This is a genomic window from Micromonospora sp. NPDC005173, from assembly GCF_040608515.1.
In the GTDB taxonomy this organism is placed as follows: Bacteria; Actinomycetota; Actinomycetes; order Mycobacteriales; family Micromonosporaceae; genus Micromonospora.
Genome location: NZ_JBEXIK010000039.1, coordinates 31,381 through 54,299, shown reverse-complemented (window position 1 = coordinate 54,299; position 22,919 = coordinate 31,381). Strand labels below are relative to the sequence as shown.

12 protein-coding genes and 1 pseudogene are annotated in these 22,919 nt (G+C 64.8%); 5 read left to right on the top strand and 8 right to left on the bottom strand.

The annotated features are described in order from the left end of the window. Nucleotides 1–171 precede the first annotated feature (171 nt). The 5 genes from ABZV00_RS29605 to ABZV00_RS29585 all read right to left on the bottom strand — a co-directional run bounded on the left by ABZV00_RS29605 (nucleotide 172) and on the right by ABZV00_RS29585 (nucleotide 10,367). On the bottom strand, nucleotides 172–2,643 hold the full coding sequence (locus ABZV00_RS29605; protein WP_355612111.1) for a sigma factor-like helix-turn-helix DNA-binding protein: 2,472 nt from the start codon (nucleotides 2,641–2,643) through the stop codon (nucleotides 172–174). A 379-nt stretch (nucleotides 2,644–3,022) separates the two neighbouring features. Then, nucleotides 3,023–5,032, bottom strand: a complete 2,010-nt coding sequence (locus ABZV00_RS29600) for an AIPR family protein (RefSeq protein ID WP_355612108.1) — start codon at nucleotides 5,030–5,032, stop codon at nucleotides 3,023–3,025. After that, a complete protein-coding gene (locus tag ABZV00_RS29595) occupies nucleotides 5,029–6,036 on the bottom strand; it encodes a PD-(D/E)XK motif protein (protein WP_355612106.1) in 1,008 nt (335 codons plus the stop codon). Before ABZV00_RS29595 ends, ABZV00_RS29600 begins: the two co-directional genes overlap by 4 nt. Continuing rightward, nucleotides 6,033–8,843: a Z1 domain-containing protein gene (locus ABZV00_RS29590; protein WP_355612104.1), complete on the bottom strand. Its 2,811-nt coding sequence runs from the start codon at nucleotides 8,841–8,843 to the stop codon at nucleotides 6,033–6,035. The genes ABZV00_RS29595 and ABZV00_RS29590 overlap by 4 nt, the downstream gene beginning before the upstream one ends. A 45-nt stretch (nucleotides 8,844–8,888) precedes the next feature. Further along, nucleotides 8,889–10,367 carry an ATP-binding protein gene (locus ABZV00_RS29585; protein WP_355612102.1) on the bottom strand — a complete coding sequence of 493 codons (1,479 nt, stop codon included), beginning with the start codon at nucleotides 10,365–10,367 and terminating at the stop codon, nucleotides 8,889–8,891. A gap of 132 nt (nucleotides 10,368–10,499) precedes the next feature. Here ABZV00_RS29585 and dcm point away from each other — a divergent pair, with 132 nt between their 5' ends. Further along, entirely contained in the window at nucleotides 10,500–12,656 is a 2,157-nt protein-coding gene (gene dcm, locus ABZV00_RS29580) for a DNA (cytosine-5-)-methyltransferase (RefSeq protein WP_355612099.1), read from the top strand. A gap of 18 nt (nucleotides 12,657–12,674) precedes the next feature. Here dcm and ABZV00_RS29575 read toward each other — a convergent pair whose 3' ends face one another. Next, nucleotides 12,675–13,979, bottom strand: a complete 1,305-nt coding sequence (locus ABZV00_RS29575; protein WP_355612096.1) for an ATP-binding protein — start codon at nucleotides 13,977–13,979, stop codon at nucleotides 12,675–12,677. A 49-nt stretch (nucleotides 13,980–14,028) separates the two neighbouring features. Further along, a complete protein-coding gene (locus ABZV00_RS29570; protein ID WP_355612093.1) occupies nucleotides 14,029–14,496 on the bottom strand; it encodes a very short patch repair endonuclease in 468 nt (155 codons plus the stop codon). Between the two features lie 376 nt (nucleotides 14,497–14,872). Between ABZV00_RS29570 and ABZV00_RS29565 the strand changes: the two are divergent. The 4 genes and pseudogenes from ABZV00_RS29565 to ABZV00_RS29550 all read left to right on the top strand — a co-directional run bounded on the left by ABZV00_RS29565 (nucleotide 14,873) and on the right by ABZV00_RS29550 (nucleotide 21,455). Then, nucleotides 14,873–16,173 (top strand): annotated as a pseudogene (locus tag ABZV00_RS29565) (helicase). Continuing rightward, the gene (locus ABZV00_RS29560; protein WP_355612090.1) at nucleotides 16,173–17,657 is read left to right on the top strand and encodes an ATP-binding protein; all 1,485 of its coding nucleotides are present in this window, start codon (nucleotides 16,173–16,175) and stop codon (nucleotides 17,655–17,657) included. Before ABZV00_RS29565 ends, ABZV00_RS29560 begins: the two are co-directional and overlap by 1 nt. Next, on the top strand, nucleotides 17,641–20,415 hold the full coding sequence (locus ABZV00_RS29555) for a Z1 domain-containing protein (protein ID WP_355612087.1): 2,775 nt from the start codon (nucleotides 17,641–17,643) through the stop codon (nucleotides 20,413–20,415). Before ABZV00_RS29560 ends, ABZV00_RS29555 begins: the two co-directional genes overlap by 17 nt. Further along, nucleotides 20,412–21,455: a PD-(D/E)XK motif protein gene (locus tag ABZV00_RS29550; RefSeq protein WP_355612084.1), complete on the top strand. Its 1,044-nt coding sequence runs from the start codon at nucleotides 20,412–20,414 to the stop codon at nucleotides 21,453–21,455. Before ABZV00_RS29555 ends, ABZV00_RS29550 begins: the two co-directional genes overlap by 4 nt. A 189-nt stretch (nucleotides 21,456–21,644) precedes the next feature. On the opposite strand, the gene ABZV00_RS29545 is transcribed toward ABZV00_RS29550, so the two are convergent. Further along, the gene (locus tag ABZV00_RS29545) at nucleotides 21,645–22,754 is read right to left on the bottom strand and encodes an IS630 family transposase (protein WP_355612081.1); all 1,110 of its coding nucleotides are present in this window, start codon (nucleotides 22,752–22,754) and stop codon (nucleotides 21,645–21,647) included. Nucleotides 22,755–22,919 lie beyond the last annotated feature (165 nt).

Below are 22,919 nucleotides of genomic sequence, written 5' to 3'. Positions count from 1 at the left end.
ACACGAGGCGGCCGTCAGTACGACGAAATCATGCTTACGGCCGCCTCAGCGGTCGAGGCCGCCGTCGAGGCGGAGGTGACCGAGCGGCGGGTGCCGGAGCTGCTCACGAATGCCAGAGGCGACTGGAGGGTCAGCCGTTCCGCCCTCAAGTGCCCTCACCCGACTCAATTATCAGGCAGCTTGTCCGTTGAGTTCGCGTAGCAGTCGCGTGGTGCTCCTGTAGCGTTCGGCGGCCTCGCTGCCTGCCTGGAAGTACTGCACCAGCCCTGTGGCGACGTCATCGGGGCCGAGAACGGGCACCGACCGTTCCTCCGCCGCCGCCTGGATGATGCTGAACGCCTCGTGCTCGCGAATCCAGCACACGATACGCTCGCCCTGTGACCTGGCTCTGGCCAGCATGACATTGGCGCGGAACTTGGACGCGTCACCGGAGTTGTCGTCCACGTATCGAGCCCAACCCGCGATCTTGTCGCCATCGTGCATGGGAACGTCGGAGTGCAGTTGGTAGGCCAGCACGGCGGCCTCCGCCTCGTGCGGCCGGATCCACCCCACACTGCGGTATCCCGCCGGTACTGACACCCAGCCGATGTCGGACGACACCTGGTCGTCGTGCAGTCCGGCCGATCCGGCGTCGATCATCTCGTCGCTGGCATCGACTTCGTTGTCATGTTCGTCGGGCCCCACTTCGAGATCAGATTCGCCAGCTCTCCCGCGGGCCGTCGATGCAGCCGCGTTCTCAGCCGCCCTGGATCCTGCCCGGTCAGCTGGCGACTGATCCACCCACTGATGGCGGGGCCGGGTCCATTCCTGCTCAAGGAGGCCGGCGATATCATCGTCGCCGCGCTGCCGGTAAGCCGACAGAATGCGTCGAGGCTTGGCATCGACCGGAAGATCAACTGCTATGGCAAGGGCCATCTGCGCGTCTTCCGGGTTCCCGACGCCCTCGGCGCAGCCCGTAAGCGCCGCAGCCTGCTCCAAGGGGTGGTCCTCCGGGTTGACCGGACCCTGGAGCGAGACGTCGAAACGACTGTACGGGCCGAACTCGAGGAAGACGTTTTGCCCCTCCCGCACCTCAAGGCGGTCGAGGAACCTCTTGATCGTTCCGCTCGACGGCTGCAGCCCCGTCCATCGGATGCTTTGCGTGCCGAGGTCCGACTCCAGCTCCACCACCCCGCCCTGTGCGCACCCCACGAGGCTGGCAACGCCAGATGGCACCGGAAAGCCAGAGCCACGGAGATGGTCTCGGGTGATGGTCACTCGGAACTTCCACCAGTCGTCGTCGAACTTGAAGAGACGGCGGGTGGCGCTGGGGGCCTTACGAGGTGTCGCTGGGGATTCCCGACGTCGGACAAGGCCCCGCACGATCTCGTAGTCACCGTTTCCCGCATAGGCCTGGACGCTGCTCGACGAGACGTCGAACCGGTTGGTGATCGACTCGATCAGTTGCCCGATCTCAACTTCGCCCCCTGCAGCGGCGAGTTCAAGCCCGATCTGCTGCCGGATCGACGTGTATTCCTCCAGCTGCCAGCTCGCAAGTCCCCAGGTCGCCCGGTCGGTCCTCACGAAGCGTTCGTCGTCAGCCAGCTGGTTGGCCAGGCTCCGGATACTGTTGTCCCGACCCATCTGCAGCTGCAGCTCGTCGATGTGGAGCGGTTCGCCCGTCGCGGCCAGGAGACCCGCCGCGTGGTCATTGAGTGAGCGGGTACGGGTCAGAATCTGGTTGTTGTGAAGCACGTAGCCGCACCAGCTGAGCCAAGCGAGCAATTCGGTCTTCGGCACCGAGGTGGCGGCGGTGACCGCAGCGAGATCGACCACGCCGTGGTCGGTGGCGAAGTCCTCGAGCAGGATACGGGTCTGTTCGCGAGCGGCGGCAACGTCAGGAGCGGCCGCCCACCCGTCCGTAACCTCGAAGTATTCGTCCAAGCGGTCGAGCACGAGCCAGAGGGGGACATTCACCCCCGGAACATCACGGGCGAGGTCGGGGTGCAGGGTGATCAGTCGGTCCAAGGCGGCGATCGGTTGGATCTCCGTGCGCAGACTGGCGAGGAGGTTGCCAATACCGGTCCCGAAGTGGAACGTGCTGCCCAGCAGATCCTTCAGCTTGGTCTCAATCTGCCGGACACGCTCGCGGGAAACGTCGAACTCACTCGCCAGCTCGGCGAGTTTCTTGGGGGGCCTACCGAGGAACCGATCGCGCAGGATGCGCACCTGACGCTCGTCGAGTTCGGACAGGAATGCGGTGAACTCGAGGACGGGATCTGAGCGTCCGTTGACAGAAGCCATGTCTGCCGCGGTGAGTGAGTTTAGCCGGAGAGCGACTTCCTGGATCTCCTCAGGCGCGCCATCCTCGACAACGACCTTCAGCAGAGGATCATCTCCGCGCCGTCGGACGTGGCGCCACGTTGCCAGCTGAGTGAGGTCCTCCAGCAGCTGGAGTTGCGCCGGCGGTAGCTGCACCTCCGGCACCCCGCCGGGCGGCTGCCGGTCGTCTCGCGTGTCCTCCCACTCGCCCAGCTCGCCGGATCGGAGGATCGCCGCCGAGACCAGGGCTGTGAGAGCATCCTCAACCGTGCCCTGCCCGGTTCCGCGAACGTCGTAAAGGTCCCTGACCGACAGCGGCACGAGGTCGGCGACGGTCTGCACCTGCAGGCGCTGGAATGCTGTCCCGACCCTGGAGCTTGTCGCAAGAGTGGACACGGGTAGTCGGCGAGGGACCGTGGGGAAGCTCGGGCCGAAGGCGGCAGTTGAATGACGGACGACGAACAGCCGGGCGAGGTGACGGCACAGTGTCTCGTGCTCAGCAGTCATCGTCGTGACGGCCGGCGACTCGGTGATCCACCAGTCAGGCGAAGGAGTCAGGTCCGTGAGTTCGCGCGCTGTCGCCGGCGTGTATGGGGCCAGCCAGGGCAGCAGCCGAGTCCAAGGCGCGTCGTGGTAAGCCTCAGGAGGGAGATCCCCGAATGCCGTGCTGGTCACAGTTGTCCGTTCGTTGCCGGTGCTCAACGTCGAGCACAGTTGCTTATCAGAAGTTGGCGTGGAATCCGAGCCGCTTCGCCTCGTCCATGAGGCGAAGCGCCTGAGATGCCTGCTTATCGGTGACCGTCCAACTGTTGTTGACATACCGACCCACCGTCTCGGCCAACTGGCGTTGCCACGGCTGCAGGTTGCGGGTCTCCTTCGCCCAACGCGCCACGGCGAACCACTCAGGTGCGGGGCTGGCCATGACCGAGGCGACATCACCAGTGGTGGTGTCGTCCAAGGCGGTCGGAGCGCTGTCCTCGAGAGGTTGGTCAGCGAGTTCCGCGGCGAGGTCGTCCGGCACCGTCCACGGGATGGCGAGGACGGCCTCCCAGCAGTCGGGGCGCTTTGCCCATTCGCCGATGTTGGTGCCGCCCCGGCGTGGGTTGACGATCACCTCCCGGACGGGCACGCACAGCTCGTCGAGTGCTGCGGCGAGGGCTGGGGTGAGGCCCTGCTCTCGCCAGATCCGGTCCAAGTCGATGCGCCGGTTGGTCGCCTCGGCAATACGCGCGACGGAGTATGACGTGATGTTGATCTTGTAGCCACCGAAGTCGCGGGTGGCCACAATCTTGTCGGTCGCCTTGAACAGGATCGCCTTGGCAATCAGCCGCTGACAGAAGCTGAGGTTGACCTCTGGAACGTTGTCCCCCATCCGCATCATCAGCTCGCGGAAGTTCTTCTCGGCTCCTCTGCTGACCAGGTAGGGGAGGCCCGCCCAGGAGTGGATGAACTTGGCGGCGTCAGCCTTCGTGAATTTCTGGCCGAGGGGGTGAAGGCTCTTGAACTTGCGCTGGTTTGCGGGCGTACGCTCGCGGGCCAAGGCGTCGGTGTACTGACCGCGGGCGCGCTCGTAGAACCAGCGGGTCTCCTGTCCGCTCCCGTCCGCGGCTGGAGCCCAGAGCGACCGGGTGACCTGCTCGATCCCCACGTGGAGGGAGTGGTTCGAGCTGAAGTCGACCACGGTGACCTTGTTCTGCGTGTTCGAGTACTTGGAGATTTCCGGAACGATCTCCTGCAGCCGGTCCGGAGAAACCCGGGTCAGCTTCATCTGCACGTGGACCAGACTGAGGTCGGCCTTGTCCCTCGTGTGCGCGTAGTGGATCGAGGCCGTGGTCTGGCCGCCGTTCACGATCTGAAGGTCGTGGATTCGGCTGATCGCCTGCCCGCCCCCGAAGAGCTCGGTGAACTCCACAGTGGAGGCCGTAGCGGTGATCCCATTGTTGTAGGCGAGGAAGCGGTCGGGATTGTGCAACAGGGTGTCGCGAATGCCCCGGTTCACCCCGCCCTTGGTCTGCAGAAACGAACGTACGTTCAGCTCCAGAAGACGGGTGCCGTGCTGGCCGTAGAGGTCCGCGAGCTTCTGACCGGGGATGATGGCCAGGAAAACGGAGTAGTTCCGGTCCGTTTCAGGGGTTGCCAGGCAGGGCAGCGGCGGGTCGAAGTCGACCGCAATGGGTTCGCTGAGCGTCCCGGAGGAGGCCAGGCGGTGAAGGCGGTTCAGGTCCCACACCTCATGGGAGACCTTCAGGCCGTCCAGCTCGCCCGGCGGAAGGGTCGAGGCCGCGCTGACCATGTCGGTCAGGAGGAAGAGGCGGATGCGAGGAGCGTCCGACAGCGCCTTTTCCACTGCGACACACATGTCGTGCACGTCGGAGGACTCGTCGATGTCCCGCGCGAGGCCGTCCCGGCATTTCCGTACGAAGGTCACGAGGCGCTTGAACAGCGTCTCCGCTTGGGCCCGTGGGAGCCGACCTTCCTCGGGCTGGAGGGTGAAATGGGTGATGAACAGGTCCAGGGTGCCCAGCGACTCATTGGTGCCGTAGCCGTTGACTTCCAGACCGAGGGCCTTGTGATAGGCGGTGAACGTGTTCTCGACCTCACCGGCCTGCTCAAGTTCGTCCAGCGCCCGGCGGGTGAAGGTGTCCGGAGCGGTCGCATTCTCCGCCTCCGCCGTGGCGAGCACGTCGGCGACGAGATTTTGGGCGTAGGCCGACAGGCTGGTCTGGCTCATGCCTCCCCCTTCACGATGCAGGCGACCCGCTCAGCGGAGACACCGTACTGGTCCAGTCCGACAGTGCTGATGCGGTAGCGGCAGTCCCCCACACCGGGCCGGAGATCGGCCTCAGTGATGCGTGGGAAGTCGCCGGTGACGTGCCAGAAGTTCGTCTGCCGGACCGTGTAGCGGTTCTCGTCGTACAGGTGCCGGTGTTCCGAGAGGTAGCCCGCTCTGACTAGCATGTCGTCGAACTCCGCCCGCGCTGCGGCCGTCATCATCGCCTCTCGCGTGGATGCGACGACGGCATTGAGCGACTCGCCTGAGCCACCTCGCCGCTCGTCGATGGAGAGGTAAGCCAGGAGCAGATGACCCGTGCCCGTGTCATCGAGCTGGCGCTCACTGGCGATGACAATGCTCCGAGGGTTCTTACCCGTCCCGGTCTTGACCTCGATGGCGCACGTCTGCAGCTCGAAGTCCTGGTTGGCACCCGCCGGCCCCCGCCACGCTGACATCCCGGCTTCCGCTCCGACAGCGGGGAGGACGTGGTCCCGCAGCACGACCAGCTCCCCGAAGAGCCCGCGGCGTACCTCGGTGCCCAGTCCGCTGTCTCCGATGGACTGGAGCAGGTGACGCCAATGCTCGAAGCGGTCGATGGCAGCAGTCAGCGCCTCGACGGGCCCGTCCGTCGCCTGAGCCGTCGTGGCAATGTCGGCGATCAGCGGATTGAAGACCTCCCGGCGATGGTCCGCCGTGAGAACGACCCGCAGCTCCGAGGCTCCGTCGGGAGCTGTTGCGAACTGCATCGCCAGACCCCGGGTGCTGGGCAGGACCGGATGCCGTTCTGCCACCGTCTCGGCGGCAGCAGCCGGTGCCCGGAAGAGCAGCACCCGGCGCCCCGTCGGCTGCTGAACAGCCAGAAAGATGTCATGCCGCGACCGTTGGAACAGGCGCCGGGCGACGATCCCGTACGGGTGATGCTCAGCCTCGAGAGGAGCCCAGTCCTCCTCGCCGATTCTCACTCGTCAGGGTCCTCATCGTCGTAGTAATCGATCTCCTGCTGCTTCCAGATCTCGTTGACCACGTACTCCGTCTCCGTCGGATGCTCCGAGAACGGGAAGCTGATGGCGAAGCCGACAACAGGAAGTCGGTCCCGATCGGGGGTCTGCTGGGGATGTTCGATCGGATAGACCATGAGCAGCGGCTCATGCGCGGGGCGAAACCTCCGCAGCGACTGCCCGGTTGGTACGTCCGGTTCCTTGTACTCCTTCTTCCTGCGCTCGACCGAGGCCCGGCGGGCGGCTCTCGTGGCCTGCAGAGCCAGTTCGCGCAGCTCGGGTGCGAGATCCCTGCTCTCGTCAGCGGGGTTCAGCACACGCTTGATAATGAACCGGTCGCCTTCGATCGGACGCTCAACGCCCTCCACCTTTGGTGGTCGTCGGGTGACGAGTCCGAATCTGTAATCGCCAATTTCTAGTTCTCGACCGCCTGGAGTGCCGACCAGGCGCACCGTCCAGCGCGACAACTCCCCGAACGCGGCGCAACGCCGGACGTACTCAGCGATGAAGGCCGGCCGAACCCGGTAAGAGCCGCGGTCGGCGACATAGCCATCAAGGAAGCCATCGACTATCTCGGCTGGTGTGACATCCCGCCACACCAGGCTCTTGCCATCGGTGTTCGGCTTGGACCCACCATCCAACAACGTGACGAAGCGCTCCAGGTTGTTGAGGTTGCGTCGGAGCGCCTCCGGTCGCAGGCTGAAGATCGTGGTCTCCGGCAGCTCGCCGGAGTAGCTCAGTCGCACCTTGACACCGCGGCGCATCTTGTTGGCGGCCGTCACCGCGAGTCCGGCCGAAGACGCGCGGACCCTCAGGCCGAACCGCTCCGGCGTCTCACCGAGGGCCGACATCTCCTCAAATTCTCGGCGGAGCTCGTTGTCGGCAGCAGTGATCTCCGCGTATGCGTCGCAAAGGTCGGGGGTGGTGTACAGCCGGCAGAGGTCCTCGTAGCCGGGTCGGTAGCCGAACCAACGCCCCATCTGGAGGAGAGTGTCGTACGTGTTTGACGCGCGAAGGTAGTAGCTGACGCTCAGCCCTTCCAGCGTGAGGCCGCGGGACAGCTTGTTGCCGCCGATGGCGATGACGGACACGCCCGTCCGCCTGTGTTCGTAGTACTCAAGAGCGTCCCGGGAGCTGCCGTTGATCGCTCGGACTTCGATCTTCAGCAGCGCAGGACGGAGTTCCTTCTGCACGTCATTCCACGAGAGCGGGACGGCCTCCTCGGACGGAAATTTCGCACTGGTTGGTGCGAAGTCACGGTTCCACAGCTCACGGAGCTGAGCGAGGACCTCGGCGGCCTCACCGCCCATGCTGTCGCGTAGCCGGTCACTCATGAGGCCGATGTATTCGTCGATCTGCTCGCGGACCAGGTTCTGCACATTCATGAATCTGGTCACGTGAACCAGCATCGAGTTGTGCTGCCTGCTTTGTCCCCTGGCGCGGCGAGCGGCGCAGCTGAGCACGAAGGCGTCCAGCGCCTGACGGAGCGACGCGGGGAGGCTCTCCGGCGGTACCCACTCCTTCTTGTGACGACGCGGCATCCAGGCTTCATGATCGTGGACGGCGCGAAAGATCGGCAGCGCCTCTACGTCGTCCTCGTCCGGGTCGTCCACACGGAGGCCGAACATCCGCTCGGGGCCGAGGTAGTTGGACGGTGCGGGCAGGCTCTCGATGAAGCTGTCCGGAAACAGATCAAGCCCAAACTTCTCGTGATCAGCGTCCGGCCTGATGTAGATGTTCGCGAACGGCGTGGCGGTGTAGCCGACGTAGGCCGCCTTGTCGAAGCTGTTCAGCAGGTGCCTGATGGACGCGTTGATCCTGGTCGGATCAGCGTCGTCGTCCTTCGTCGTGTCGATGGACGCGTGGTCCGCCTCGTCGTCGATGACCAGCAGTGGAACGTCCCGCACGACCTTGGTCACGCCGTCACCGGTCGGTTCACCCTCGACCTCGACGATCCACTTTCGCACGTACTCGAGGATGCTCTGGTGCTTCTTGATCACCAGGACGACGGGGTAGTCGCCGATCGGAAGGTTGAGGTTGCTCGCCACGTGCCGCCGGAAGTCACCGCCCTCGGCGCTGTTCGTCAGTGAGGCGATCTTCAGCCGCTTCACTCCCGGCATCACGCCCACACCGATCCGCGCGGTGTTCTTGTTCTCGTCGTAGCGCTGCTGGTACTGGGTGTCGAAGCCGAGCAGCCCTTCGTCGACGCGCAACTGGGTCTGGCTACGCAGGCTGTTGTGGATCCCAGCGAGGATCACGATCAGTTTGTAGCCGGCATCGGCCGCCTTGCAGGCCAACCCGATGTAGTTGCCGGTCTTGCCCGACTGGACCTGACCCACCACCAGTCCCGTACGCCGCCAGGAGCCCGGGCGCCGCGGGTCCTCCAGCTGTCGCAGGATGCGGTCGGTGCTCTGGTCCAACCGACGTACGACCCGTGGTGGCATGAGGCGGACGTCCTCGAGATACCGGCGGTAGCGGTCCCAGAACTCCCAGCTGCGGTCCAGCTGGGCCTCGGAAAGCCACTCGATGTGATTCCGGTCGTCCTTCAACCCCACCGAATCGTCCTGCCAGACCGCCACCCGGGCCTGGATCTCCTTGAGCAGCAGCTCCCGGTCGAGGGTCTGACCCCGGGCCTGCTGCATCGCGCAGACCATGTTGACGGCGTCGCCCAGCTCGTGCGGAGTCGCCTGGCGGTCCTGCGGTAGGAACGCGAGTACCAGCCGGATGGCCTGCGGCATCCCGTCATCGTCGTCGTGCGTCTGCACCGTCATGTGGCCCTCCCGGTTGGTCTGATGTGGCGGTCGGCGGTAGAGCCGTCAACGCTGCTGCCAGAAACCGTCGAACTGGTCGAAGGGCGGCATGAGTGCGAGCCGCTCCTTGGCCTCCCTCGGAGTACGGCCTTGAGCGACGAAGGCGGCGTAGATACGGTTCGCCACGTCTCCCACCTCCTTCGGGGCCGCCCCGAGGAAGGGCTCCGGATCGTCGGTGACGTCGCCGTCGTGCATGATCCGCAGCGCCGCCACCGGCACCGTCTCCTCGAGCAGCCTTATCAGAGCCTTGGCGTCGATCGCCGCGTCAGGGCCGCCCTGCAACACCTCCCGCACAAGGGGGTGGTCGCGATTGATACGGCAGCGGATGTTGCCGTCGCGCTTGTCGACCCGCCACGCGTAGATGAACTCGGCGCCGTGCTCCCGTGCAGCAATCCGTCCTCGGTGGCTGAGCACCTCCGCAGCTCTGCTCCGGGTCGCCGTACCGATCCGCTGCAGATGACGGCGAGCGCCTACCGGCGGCACCGCCGTGGACTTTCGCACGTCGATGGCCCAGTCGGCATCGGCCTCCGCCGGCACTTCGACGACGATGCGAGCGAGGTTGTACCGCTCGTCCCGGCGGAAGGCGCGGATGCCCAACCAGTCACCGGCCAGGATGAGCCGGTCGCGCCGGTACACGTAGAAGCCCTGCTGATCGAGCCAGCCTCCGGGCCCCGCCGACTGTTCCTGCTGCTCCGGACTGAGCTTCTTCGGATGCGGGAGGATGAACGGCTCGATGCGCACGGTGTGGGCACCGACCGGCACTTCCTCGGCGGGTAGCCGCTGAATCGACGGGTGGCCACTGAGAAACGGATCCCACGCCCTGACCGGAGTGCCGTTGACCGTAAGCGTGATGCGGTTCCTGCCCGTGAGGAACCGGGCGAACACCATGCCGAGGTGTTCCTCGACCCGGTTGGCCTCGGTGTAGAACTGCTTCTGCGCCCGGGTGTCCTCGGCCGTCAGACCGTCGACATCGAAGCGGTGCAGATTCCGCCAGATGACTGTCGTCCCGGCGCTGCGGTCGGACCGCAGCTGCTTCAGAATCGTGCCGGTCTCCTCGTCGGTGCCGTGCAGCAGACGCCACTCGCTGGTCTCGGAGACCACGGAAAGGTCCCACGTCCGGACGGCCTCGTCGGCGTCAGCCTCCGTCCGCGTGGCGACCGTGAGCCGGGCGGCCTGAGAGAAGGATGCACTCTTGAGGCCCATGCCAAAGCGGCCGAGATCGTCTGCCGCGCGAGCCTGGTAGGAGCCTCGCGCCGCCACGGTCATCGCGGTGACGAGTTCCCCGGCCGTCATGCCTCGGCCGTCGTCCACCACTGCCACCCACGAGGCAGGCCCGGCCCAGGTGAAGAAGACGTCGATGCGGCGGGCGTCGGCGGAGACACTGTTGTCAACGAGATCCGCCACCGCTGCCTCGACGCTGTACCCGAGCGACCTCAGCGAAGTGATCGTGCCGGCGGGATCAGGGTTGGCGATGTCATAGCTCAAAGCAGGTCGGCCCCCGTCAGTGCACGGAGCTCTCCGGCACCGTACGTCGCATCTGTTGCTGTCGACACGGTCGGAACCCACCGGAGCGTCGGTGTGACATGGAACCGCGACGAATAGCGGGAGTATAGGGAGGTGAGGCTCTGCTCACAGAGAGGCAAAGACCATGTTCTTGCTATTTGCGATACGTTGCCCCTTTCGTCCCCGCAATTTCAAACCGTAAGGACGAAAGTTGCTCGGGTCAACGGTCCTGTCGGCGACACCCCTGACGCCTGGAAAGGACAGGACGGCGCCGTGCGGGGGTTCGGCCGGTGGGGCTTCTTGGCGGTAACCTGCCTGATCGTGACCCGCGAAGACCAGCCCGCCGCCCCCGTCCGTCGCCGTGGGTACGGGGTCAAACTGGTTCGTGGTCCTTTCGTCCGTTTGGCGCCGCACACCAACGCATGCTCCGAGCCCCAGGAACTGGTCTCCCTCGCTTCGAAGCTCCGAGCTGAGGGTGGCCGCCTCGCCGCCGACCTGTTCAGTGGAGCCGGCGGCCTGAGCCTCGGCCTCCAGGCTGCCGGCTACGACGTCGTGCTCGCGGTTGACCACGATGAGGAAGCGATCGAGACGCATCGCCACCACCACGGCGGACTCAGCGTTGACTGGGACCTGGGCGACCCCGACCGGGTGCAACAGGTCGCTGAGCTGATGAGGGCCGCCGGGATCGAGCTGCTCGCCGGTGGTCCACCCTGCCAACCCTTCTCAAAGGCGGGACGTTCAAAGATCCGACACCGGGTCCGCCAAGGGCTTCGCGACCCGCGCGACGAGCGCCGTGACCTGTGGCGTTCCTTCCTTGAGATCGCCCGTACCGCTCGCCCCCGTGCCGTCCTGATGGAGAACGTGCCGGACATGGCGCTGGACAAGGAGATGTTCATTCTCCGCACCATGGTCCACGAGCTTGAGTCGATCGGGTACTCCGTCGAGGAACGGTCGGTGGAAACCTTCCGCTACGGAGTTCCTCAGTTCCGCCAGCGGCTGATTCTGGTGGCTCTGCAGGACGGCGCAGCCTTCGCCTGGCCCGAGGAACAGCGGGAGAGGGTGACCGTCTGGAACGCCATCGGGGACCTTCCCCCGGTCGAGGGGGGATGGCGACCCGAAGGCGGCGCCGAGGGCTGGAGCGACTACGAGGGGCCCCAGAGCGAGTTCCAGCGGCGGATGCGCCAAGCCGTCCCCGCAGGCGACGAGCACAAGGTCTTTGACCACATCACCCGTCCGGTCCGCGAGGACGACGCCCGAGCCTTCGAAGCCATGGACCCCACCACGCGCTACCGCGACCTTCCGGATGAGGTCAAGCGGTACCGCGAGGACATCTTCGACGACAAGTACAAGCGACTCGACGAGAACAACCTGTCGCGGACCATCACCGCGCACATCGCCAAGGACGGCTACTGGTACATACACCCTCGGCAGAACCGCACCATCACCGTTCGCGAAGCGGCGCGACTGCAGACCTTCCCGGACTCGTTCCGCTTCGCCGGCCCGCCGTCCGCGGCGTTCCGTCAGATCGGCAACGCCGTGCCGCCACTGCTCGGGGAACACCTTGCCCGCGCGGTACGCGCAGCACTCGACGATCCCCATCCGGTGGCAGCCACGACACAGGACGTGGCTGCGATGCTGGCCGAGTGGTTCGACGCCGCTGCCGTACGCGGCCTGCCCTGGCTGAGGGCCGAGACACGCTGGCAGGTCATCCAGGCCGAGATGCTACTCGACCGCGCCCCGGCCGAGGTCGTGCGCTTCATCTGGCCGCTGCTTGCGCGGTGGCGCGAGCCGCAGGACACGGTGCTTGCGGAGGCCGAGCTCGTGGAGATCAGCAAATGGGCGTCCCGGCCGCAGCGGACCGGCGCGATCCTGGAACTGGCCGGACGCTTGGCCGAGAAGCCCGAGCTGCTCCGGGAGGACGACGAGCTGCGCCAGGTGCCAGGACTGACGGACGCTGTGGCTGACCTCGCCATCCTCACCGTTGCCGCACGCGGCGAGGAGGACTCGGAGGAACCGGTCCTCGTGACCAAGGGCGTCCTGCGGGTTGCCGCCCGTTTCAGCGGCGCCCCCGTTGACCGCCGCAACCGGCTCACGGACGGCCGACTCGAAATTGCGCGGATGATCGGCGCCGACAGCGACGCACGGCGGGCACACCTCGGACTGGTCGAGCTGGCGAACAGCCTCTGCCGCCCTGTGGAACCGGAGTGCAACGCCTGCCCGCTGCAGAAGCTGTGCGCCGAGTCCCGGGCGGATCCGCTGCGGCTGTTCTGATCCGCGACTGCTGGCCCCTCAGCTGTCGAGACCCAGCGCTTGCGCGATCTCCGGCGTCTGCCTGCACAGGGAAGCCGCGATCCGCTGCCACGCGTCCCACTCGCCGGCCTGCATAGCGGCAGCACGCAGCGCCAGTCCAGCAGTGGCCGTGGCCTGCGTGGCTGCTCGCATGTCCGCGGAGGCGTTGAGATGCGTCGGCGCAGGCTTGGTCTTCGGGCGTGCGCTCCGACGGTAGGCGTCGTTCGCGTAGATGCACAGCTCGTTGACAGGTGCCTCCAGCATCTGCCGTAGTTGGGCGGGCAGTGCCACCTTCATCTTGGCCACGTTGATGTTGAAAGCCGAATCGAGGTCGGTGCTGAAGTCGAGGGAGGCACGGGCCATCTTCGTATGCTCGTCGATGCCACGAATGGCGCTCCAACCGCCCCACTGCACGAGTCGATCCGCCCGGTAGACATAGAGACCCTGTTGCCTGTTCCAGTTCAGCGGACCGGACAGCCGTTCGAACTCGCTCGGACTGGAAAACCGGTCCCGAGAAGGAAGGATGAAGCGCCGGAGATCCACATGGCCTGCGACATCTCCCACCGCGATCTCAAAGCGCTGTGCCGGGAGCTCGGACCGGCCGGCCTCCTCTGGTGCGAAGGGATTCCACGCCCGCACTTTCTGGCCGTTGACCGTGATCACCAGCGGAGTTCGCCCATCCACTCCCTCGAGGAACCGGTGGAACACGATGCCGAGGTGCTCAGCTGTCTTCGCCGCCAACGTGTCGAGGCGTCGGCGCGCCCAGCCGCCCTCAGGACGCTTTTCCGGCAGCACACGGTCGAGGTCCCGCCAAAGGACAACGGTCCCAGTGCCCTCCGCCAACCACTGCTTGGCTCTGGCGACATCGGGGTCGGCGCCGGGGTCGACCACAACCCATTGGTCCCATTCCTCGACCACGTCCAGATCCAGAACCCGAGCACACGTCCGCACCACATCCGGCGTGTTGCGGGAGATCACCGCCACAGATCGGCACTGCGACAAGGACGCCGTCTTGAGGCCCAGTCCATAGCGGCCGAGTTCTCCTGTCGTGTAGGCGCGACGCGTGCCAAGCCGGAGCCCCTCCAGCAGGGCGCCGGGGGACATCCCATGCCCGTCGTCGCCGATATAGACCCGGGACCTTGATCCGGCGAACTCGATCATGATCTCGACTCGGGTCGCGCCTGCGGCCACGCTGTTGTCGACGATGTCCGCCACGGCGGTCGGGAAGTCGTAACCGATGTCGCGCAGCGAGCCGGTGAGGCGCGCAGCCGAGGGTGCTACGTCGAACCACGCCTTGCTGGGCATCCGCCCACCTCCGTCCACTCGTCCCTGATGACGACCAGGATGTCACAACCTACGTGGTGATCTTGCAACGCCTTGGCGGCATGGTCAGCAGGTGCCGCCACGTCCGCTCGACCTCGTCCGCCACCGCGGCGGGATCCTCGTGCTCCCAGTAGTGCCGAACCTCCCAACCGAGCTCTGACAAGGCAACATCCTTCTCGCGGTCTCGTTCAACGTTGCGTGCCAGCTTCGCCTCCCACCAGTCGCGGTTGTTCTTGGGCATCACCGCATGCTGTGGGCACCGATGCCAGAAACAGCCGTCAACGAAGACGGCCAGACGTGCTCTGGTGAACGCGATGTCGGGCCGGCCGGGCAGCGCCGGGTAATTGATCCTGAACCGCAGACCGCGACGATGCAGCTCTCTACGGATGAGCAGTTCCGGCTTCGTCGAGGCTCGGCGCATCCGCTTCATCTGGTTCGAGACCGCTTCGCTCAGAGGAGGTGGCCGGCGATCAGCATGCGGACGCCCGCCGTCGCTCATCGCGACAACCTCGCCCACTGCCGAGGCGTCCGGAGTGCCTGCATCACCCGTCATCCCTATCACCCACGTCGAATAACCCTAGCGGTGTCAGATCCTGGACACTTGCCGCATTCATCGATGCAACGCCTGCTCCTGATCCGAGCTCAGGAGAGCTCGGGTAGAGCCGCCAGCACACTGACTCCGCAGGTCAGGGCGCCTGACCTCGCGCCAAGGGCTTCCCTGCGGCAGCTTGTTGCCTCAGGCAATATCACTGTTCGAGCCCGCGGGCGACGAGTCTCGGCCGGCTCATCAGGGAGTGAATGGGGTCCCGCCTCTGGGACCTCAATCGGTACTGTTCCTGCACGCCGTCAGTGATGGAGGAACGGTGACGGTACCCATTGAGCTCCAACTTCCGCCTGCGGTGGAAGCCGAGCGGGTGGTCACGGCCGTGCTGGCCGACTTGCCGTCCGGCGGCCACAAGGGCGTCGTGGTCGACTCGCCGCCCGGGATCGGTAAGTCGACCCTGGTGTTGCACGCCGCCGTCGAGCTGGCCGCAACCAGCGAGCTGCTGATCATCATCGCGCAGACCAAAGATCAGGTCGACGACCTGATCGACCGCTTGGCGCTGAAGGCGACCGAGCTGAGCATCGGCCGGCTCTCGGCCACCGACTACAACCCGTCCGAGCGGGTCGACGGCTACGAGGCGGTCCGCCTCGGCGCCAAGGTCGTCGAACCCGGCGGTCCGGTCGTCATCATCGGTACGGCGGCCAAGTGGGCCACCCTCACCGACGGCTTCTGGCCGGGGGCGATCGTAGACGAGGCGTACCAGATGTGGTCCGAATCTCTGCTGCGTCTGGCCGGCAGGTGCGGGTGGTCCCTGGTCGTCGGTGACCCCGGCGAGCTTGGTCTGTTCTCCACGGTCGGCGCCAGGCGCTGGGCGGGCCTGACCTGGGATCCGGGGCAGTCCGCGGTGGCGGTGTTGATGCGGCACAAGCCGGAGCTGCCGGTACACCGGCTGCCGGTGTCGTGGCGGCTGCCCATGTCAACGGCGCCGGTGGCGGCGTTCTACCCGTTCACCGGGTTCTGCGCTGGCACAGGCCCCGACGACCGGGCGCTGTCACATGCTCGGAGACGGGGACCCCTCCCCGCGGCAGCACTCGCAGCACTAGGGCGGCACACGCCGATGTCGCCCCCGCTCGGTGTGCAGGGTGTGCCGGGCCGGCAGTTCCTGCAGCGCCCAGCCCGAGGAGGCGCCCAGCTCCCCTACCGCGTCCGCCGGTCACCGCGGACAGAATCGCGGTCGGGGCCGCACCCAGCGACCAGGTGGCGGCCATCCGCGCGCAGCGCGGTGAGACTGGAGCGGGCATCATCGTCGAAACCGCCAACTGGCTCCAAGGCCGTGAGTTCGCCATGACGATCGTCGTGCACCCGCTGTCGGGATGGAGAGACACGACTGCATTCGACCTGGATTCGGGGCGGTTGTGCGTGCTGACGCCCGGGCATGTGGTGTTGCGGGCGGGCATTGCCGAGCTGCTTGATGCCCACCCGTCGAGCGAGCCGGTCCACCTCAACGTCCCGGTCAGTTTCCCGGACGGCTGGGAAGTGAATCAGGTGGTACTCGGGTTCATGTCCGTTTGTCGCGGCGGATTTGCGCGTCAGAGCAAACCCCGCTTTCCCCAAAAACAGAAGGGGCGATGATGTCGAATCGACTCAGGCGAGAAGAGGTGATCCCAAGTGCCGCTCGTCTAACGAATTCCTTAAGGGACCTTGGATACGACTTTGTCAATGCCGTCGCTGACTTGGTCGACAACAGCATCTCCGCCAATGCCGGCCGTGTTGATATCACCATTGCCTTCGACGGACCTGAGTCGTGGGTCCGCATAGCAGATGACGGCGACGGCATGGCGGGAGCGAACATCTCTGAAGCAATGCGGCTGGGGGCCGCTCGAGACTATGGGAGCGCGGATCTCGGGAAGTTTGGGCTGGGTCTCAAGACGGCTAGTCTCTCTCAGTGCCGCCAAATTAGTGTCGCGAGTCGAACCAACAAGGAACGTCGCCAAATTGAGGTGCGCCAGCTCGACTTGGACCATGTAATCGACACGGACCGGTGGGAAATCCTTCACCTCCCAGCTGCCGAAAGGCCGAACGAACTGGTCGTGCCGTTGCATACGTCGACTGGGACTGTGGTCATCTGGAAGGATCTAGACAGGGTTCTCAACTTCAACGATCCTTGGGGCGGGTGGGCCAAGCGTCATCTTTTGCAGCTCGCCCACAGGCTGGAGCTTCACCTAGGTATGGTGTTCGGCAGATTCATCAGCGGTGAGGCGAAGCGTCGAAAGAAGCTCATCATCACTCTCAACGGTAACCATGTAGAGGCCTGGGATCCGTTCGTGCGACACGAAGGTGCAGTGGAATATCTGCCGGTAAAAGACCTGAAGGTAGGTGACGGCCTCGTCCGTTACCAGCCATTCGTGCTGCCGCCTCAGCGTGAGTTCAGCAGCGATGCTGCCTGGCAACATACGAGCGGCCCGAAGCAATGGAACCGGCAGCAAGGCTTTTATATATATCGCGCCGACCGGATGATCCAATCGGGTGGCTGGTCGGGCATGCGCACATTGGACGAGCACACCAAGCTGGCCCGCGCCGCGATAGAATTCTGGCCGGACCTCGATGACGCGTTCGAAATCAACATATCGAAGATGCGGGTGCGGCTGCCAGAGCAACTTCGAGAGCAGCTTGTATTGCCGGTCCGGTTCCTTGCTAGTCGTGCGAACGAGAAGTATCGGGTGGGCGGGAGAGCCGCCGGTAAGTCCTCGTCCCCGCGGCGTCGAGCAGCCCGGGCTTCGCCTCCGGTGGAAGGGGAAGGCAGGGCTACCCCGACAGGTGCCGGCAACGGGGGTGGCGAGGGGTTCGGATCCACGAGCCAACCGACGGACGAAAGGGTGCTCGAGGGCGCCGCCGCTCTTTCGCCAGCTGCAGGAATGTCCATGCCGCCCGAGTTGGCACCTGCCCACCTTTCCGTTGGTGTAGCTCTGAGGCCGCGAACGGGCGATGGGCCACTCAAAGCGGCCGATGCGCTCCAACGAGCGGCAGACAAGGTGGGGCAGAGTGAAGCCCTTGCGCTAATTCGTCAGGAGATTTGCCAGAGCGAGCCGGAGGTGGCAAGTGAAATCGGTTGGTGATAGCAGCCCTGGTGTTTTCTCCATCGACGTATATCTGCGGACGGTTCGCGCAGCGATCAGCACCGGAGTTGCACTTGAACAAGCCCTCGAGGCCTTCGTTCCGGAACAGCTGCGCGAGGACGTGAGGGCCCGTTGGGACGCCGATCGGGTAACTCTTGAACCGGTCGCTGTCTTGTCGAGCGGCGGGCCGCGGAAATGGTTCGACGAGTACGACCCAGCAGACGGATACTACTGGCCACGTCTACGTGAATGGCTCCTCCTTGAAAAGGGCCGCAGCGAGAGCACCATCGACGCGCTTGACACGTCTACTGACAAGATCCTGTCTATGCTCGAGGATCCCAGGCCAAGCGGCCCAAGCGGCTTTCAGGTGCGCGGTCTCGTCATTGGCTACGTCCAAAGTGGTAAGACGGCCAACTTCTCGGCGCTGATTGCCAAGGCGTATGATGCCGGCTATCGAATCGTTATTGTTCTGTCCGGCCTGCACAATTCCCTGCGGCGCCAGACCCAGCTTCGACTCGAAGACGAGCTGGGTCTGGTGCCTGCGACCGCCGAACGACGAGGAGTTGGCACAGCCGAGCCCGGCCGTGAGATTGTGCGCATGACAGGCCCAGAAGTCTGGCAGGACTTCCATCCAGGGACGGTCGACCCGAGCCTTCTGCAGGGCACGGTGCCCCTCATCTTGATAATGAAGAAGAACGCGAGCGTGTTGCGACGGTTGGTAAACTGGCTTGAGGACCGTCCCCCAATCAGTCCGCCGGTTCTCGTTATTGACGACGAGGCCGACCAAGCCAGCATCAATACTGGTGGAAACCGGCAGGCCCTTGACGAGATTGTCGATCTGCAGCCAGAGGACATTGATGCGGCTGCGGACAGCATGGAGGCAGTTAGCGCTCAGGCCCAAGCGGACGAAGTTGACCCGTCCGTCATCAACGGCCTTGTGCGCCGGTTACTACACCGCCTCAAGCGCGCCAGCTATGTCGGGTACACAGCCACCCCCTTCGCCAACGTGCTCATCAACCACGAGGCGCTCGACCGCGAGGTAGCTGAGGACCTGTATCCACGCGATTTCATCGTTTCTCTACCGCAACCTCACGGTTATGTCGGCGCCGAGCGCTTGTTCGGCAGAGCTGCCCTTGCGGGCGAGGGCGGCAGGGACGTCCATGGCCTCGATGTTATTCGGCGAGTTGGAGACCACGACGCTCGGCTGCTGGCTCCTAGCCGAGGAGCACCGCCGGTTGACAGCCTGCCTAGAGGCCTAGAGACCGCGCTGATGGACTTCGTCATGGCAATGGCAGCGCGTGATACCCGCGTCGCGGCTGCTCCCGCCTCCGCCATGCTTGTCCACGGAAGCCAGTACACGTACCAGCAAGATGTCATAGCCGCTCTGGTCCGCGACCGGCTCGCCGTGCTCAGACAACGGTGGCGTTACGACCAGGACAACACCCGAGCTGAGTTTGAAAAGCGCTGGCTGGAGGAGTTCGAGCCGGTAACGCGAGGAGTCGACGAGAGTCGAGTGATGCAGTTTTCCCAGATCGAGGACGCGGTCTCCAGGATATTCAGGACCGAACTGCCCGTTCTCGTCCTGCATAACCGCTCCACAGACGAACTTGATTATGAGCGCAACCCGCACCTGCGAGCCGTGGTCGTGGGCGGAAACAAGCTGTCGCGCGGGCTGACGATCGAAGGGCTTCTCGTTTCATATTATGTTCGAAGAGCCAACTACTTCGACACCTTGCTCCAGATGGGACGTTGGTTCGGCTACCGCGAGGACTATGTCGATCTGACACGGCTCTGGACGACGCGTGACCTGACTGATCGATTTCGGGACCTTGCGACAGCGGAAGAAGATTTACGCCGAGAGATTCGGCTATACGAGGTGCTCGGCAAGACACCACGCGATTTCGCCCCCCGAATCCGGGCCCACGAGACCATGCGCATCACTGCGAGAAACCGAATGGGTGCCGCTCGAGAGATCAGCTATGACTACTCAGGCATCCTCGCCCAGACCATTTTGTTCAGGCTACACGACCGTGCCTGGCTGCAGGAGAACCTCGAAGCCACGCGCGCGTTCCTGTCCTCCCTCGGACCACCGAACGCTGTTGGTGCAGACGGACTACCAGCATGGCAGGACATTGACTGGCGTGCGATTGAACAGTTCCTTGGAGGTGAGCAGGGGTACCAGACGCACGAGGATTCCGCTCGCTCCGCCCTCCAGCTACGCGAGTACATCGCCGCCCAAGCAAAGCACCACGAACTGGTGCGCTGGCGCGTGGCGGTGCGCGGTCGTCGGGCCCTAGATCCTGAGCTGGGTGACGAGGACCTTAACATTGCCGCTTGGGGAAGGGTGCCATGCATCAGCCGTGCGCGGGAAGCGACGTCCGATGCGAGCATAGGTTCGCTGGTGAACCCTGCTACTCGCGGTGAGCCAGGGGGCGGCGATGAGGAAATTGGACTTACCGACGAGGACCGTGCTTGCGCTGTGGCTGCTGCCGCGAGAGGTGTCAGCTACTCGGTCGCCCTACGTCAACAGCGGCCTCCGGAGGAGGGTTTGCTACTGCTGTACCCCATCAGCCGGTGGAGCAGGCCGCGGGACGTCAGCGCGAACGCAGACAGAAAGAAGGAGCCCAAGCGGCGGCTGTTCGATGATCCGATGCGTGAGGGGCTAACAGTCATTGGACTGGCGATAGCTTTCCCAGCGTCGGACAGTCTGGCAACGGTGCGATATGTGGTCGGGTCTGCGGGACCAGTGACCGGATGACCACGGATCCAAGCATGCCAGATTTGAATGTGGAGGACCTCGACAGCCGCTGGTCCGATCTCCCCATTCCGCCGAGTGCGGCGCTCGAGGCGCGACGTGTTGCAAGCTGGGCAGGCGGTCCTGTCTTAGTTGGGGTCGATGCTGCCGGCGGGCGGCATCTGCTCGTAGGCCTTCCAAATGCAGCGCCCGTCCGCGTGATACGGCCAGTACGTGGGCTGCGAATCGAGCGCCGTCGGTTGAGAGTGCGGGGCGCTGAGGAGGGCGAATGGCTAGACCTCGTCTGCTCCGACGCCACGCTACACAGGCTGTTCTCGCCGTTGTGCAGAGATGTGGTTCGGACGCTGGCGCAGCGGACATCGCCGGACGTCGAAGCGGTCCTGGGAGTCGTGGAGCGTTGGCGGCGTTTCTGGTCTGTCTCGCCCAACGGACTGGGCCGAGAGGCCGAGCTAGGCCTGCTTGGCGAGCTCTGGCTGCTGACCCGCTGGCTCCCAGTTCTCAATCTGCCCGCCGTGCGTTCGTGGGTTGGTCCGCTAGGCGGCAGGCACGATTTCGCATGCGCCGATATCTCAGCCGAGGTCAAGACGAGCGGCGCCCCGGCTGGGCCGACCGTTCACCGCATTCACTCGCTGGATCAGCTCGCCGAGCCCGAGACGGGCGCTTTGCACATCCTGTCCCTGCGCTTCATCCCTGACGCGCTGGGCGCCGTGAGCCTTGACGCCGTCGTTGAGGACGCTCGGCGCCAAGCCGCTGACGATAGTGAGACGGCTGAGGAACTAGATCAGCGACTTGCGTCAGTAGGGTGGACGCCTGCCGACCGTGGGAAGTACCTGACGACTTGGCGACTAGCCTCCCAGGTGCTGTATGAAGTTGGGGAAGGTTTTCCGCGACTCACCAACGCATTCTTTGCGCGGCAGTTGCCGCCTGGAGTTCATGACATTGCTTATTCCCTTGATATGACTTCCTGCGCCGCATGGATGATAGATGACCGTCCCAATTGCAACTCGCGGCTCTGGGTGCTCGGCGAACCCGGGAAGCCGTGAGGGTTGTCGCCAAAGCCTTACTTGACTGGTCGTCATAACAGGCAGCGACAGGGTGCAGTCGACGACAGGGGTGGGATTTGCTAGAGGGCAAGCCGGACGTCGTTCATCCGTCGACCCAGCCGGTGCACCTCGACGCGCCGGCCAAGTTCCCAGTGGGTTGGGTAGCCAATCAGATGGTGCTGCAGAAACCTAGTGTGCTGAGTCGTTGGAAGCTTTATTGATTCGGGTGCAGTAGTTGGCGAGGTTGTCGAGGATCTGGTCGGCGGTTTTGGTCCAGACAAAGGGTTTCGGGTTGTTGTTCCATGCCGCGATCCAGGCGTTGACGTCGTCTTCGAGGGCTTTGACGCTGCGGTGGGTGGAGCGGCGGAGCTTGCGGTTGGTCAGTTCAGCGAACCAGCGTTCGACCAGGTTGAGCCAGCTGCCGGAGGTTGGTGTGAAGTGCAGGTGGAAGCGGGGATGTGCAGCCAGCCAGGTGCGGATCGCCGGGGTCTTGTGGGTGGCGTAGTTGTCGCAGATCAGGTGCAGGTCCAACTCGGGCGGCGTGCTGGCGTCGATGGTCTTGAGGAAGCGCAGGAACTCCTGATGACGGTGCCGACGCTGGTGCTGGCCGATCACCTTGCCGGTGGCGATGTCCAGTGCGGCGAACAGGCTGGTGGTGCCGTGGCGCACGTAGTCGTGGGTGCGGCGCTCAGGCGCGCCCGGCATCATCGGCAGCATCGGCGCGGTGCGATCGAGGGCCTGCATCTGGGACTTCTCGTCGACTGCGAGGACCATCGCCTTGTCCGGCGGATCGAGGTACAGCCCGACCACGTCACGAACCTTGTCGATGAACAACGGATCGGTGGACAGCTTCCAGGTGTCCACCAGGTGCGGTTTGAGCCCGAACGCCCGCCAGATCCGCGACACGGCCGTCTGGTTGAGCCCAGCCGCCTTCGCCATCGACCGGGTCGACCAGTGACTATCCTGGCTGGACGGCGCCTCTTCGAGGGTCTTGACGATGACCGCCTCGACCTGCGCGTCGGTAATCTTCCGCGGCGCGCCAGGACGAGGCTCGTCCTGCAGCCCTGCCAGTCGCTGCACGATGAACCGCTTGCGCCACTTACCAACCGTCGGCAGCGACGCCCCGAGCTGCCGTGAGACCTCGCTGTTGGACAGGCCATCCGCGCACGCCAACACGATCCGCGCCCGCAACGCCAACGCCTGCGCCGTCTTTCCCCGACGAGCCCAGCCCTGCAACACGTCCCGCTCCTCGGCGGTCAACGCCAGCAACGCCAACTTCGGACCACGACCATCACCCACACCATCAATCTAGCAATGAATCAAAGACTCAGGACACTAGTAGTGCTTTGTTAGGTGGGCGCTCTTCGTTCGCGGCGGATGGTTCTGATTTTGCAGTGACAGGTGGGGCATGCTCCGAGCCGGATGGCGAGGAGTAGTTGCAGCTCGCTGATGACCTTGTAGAGG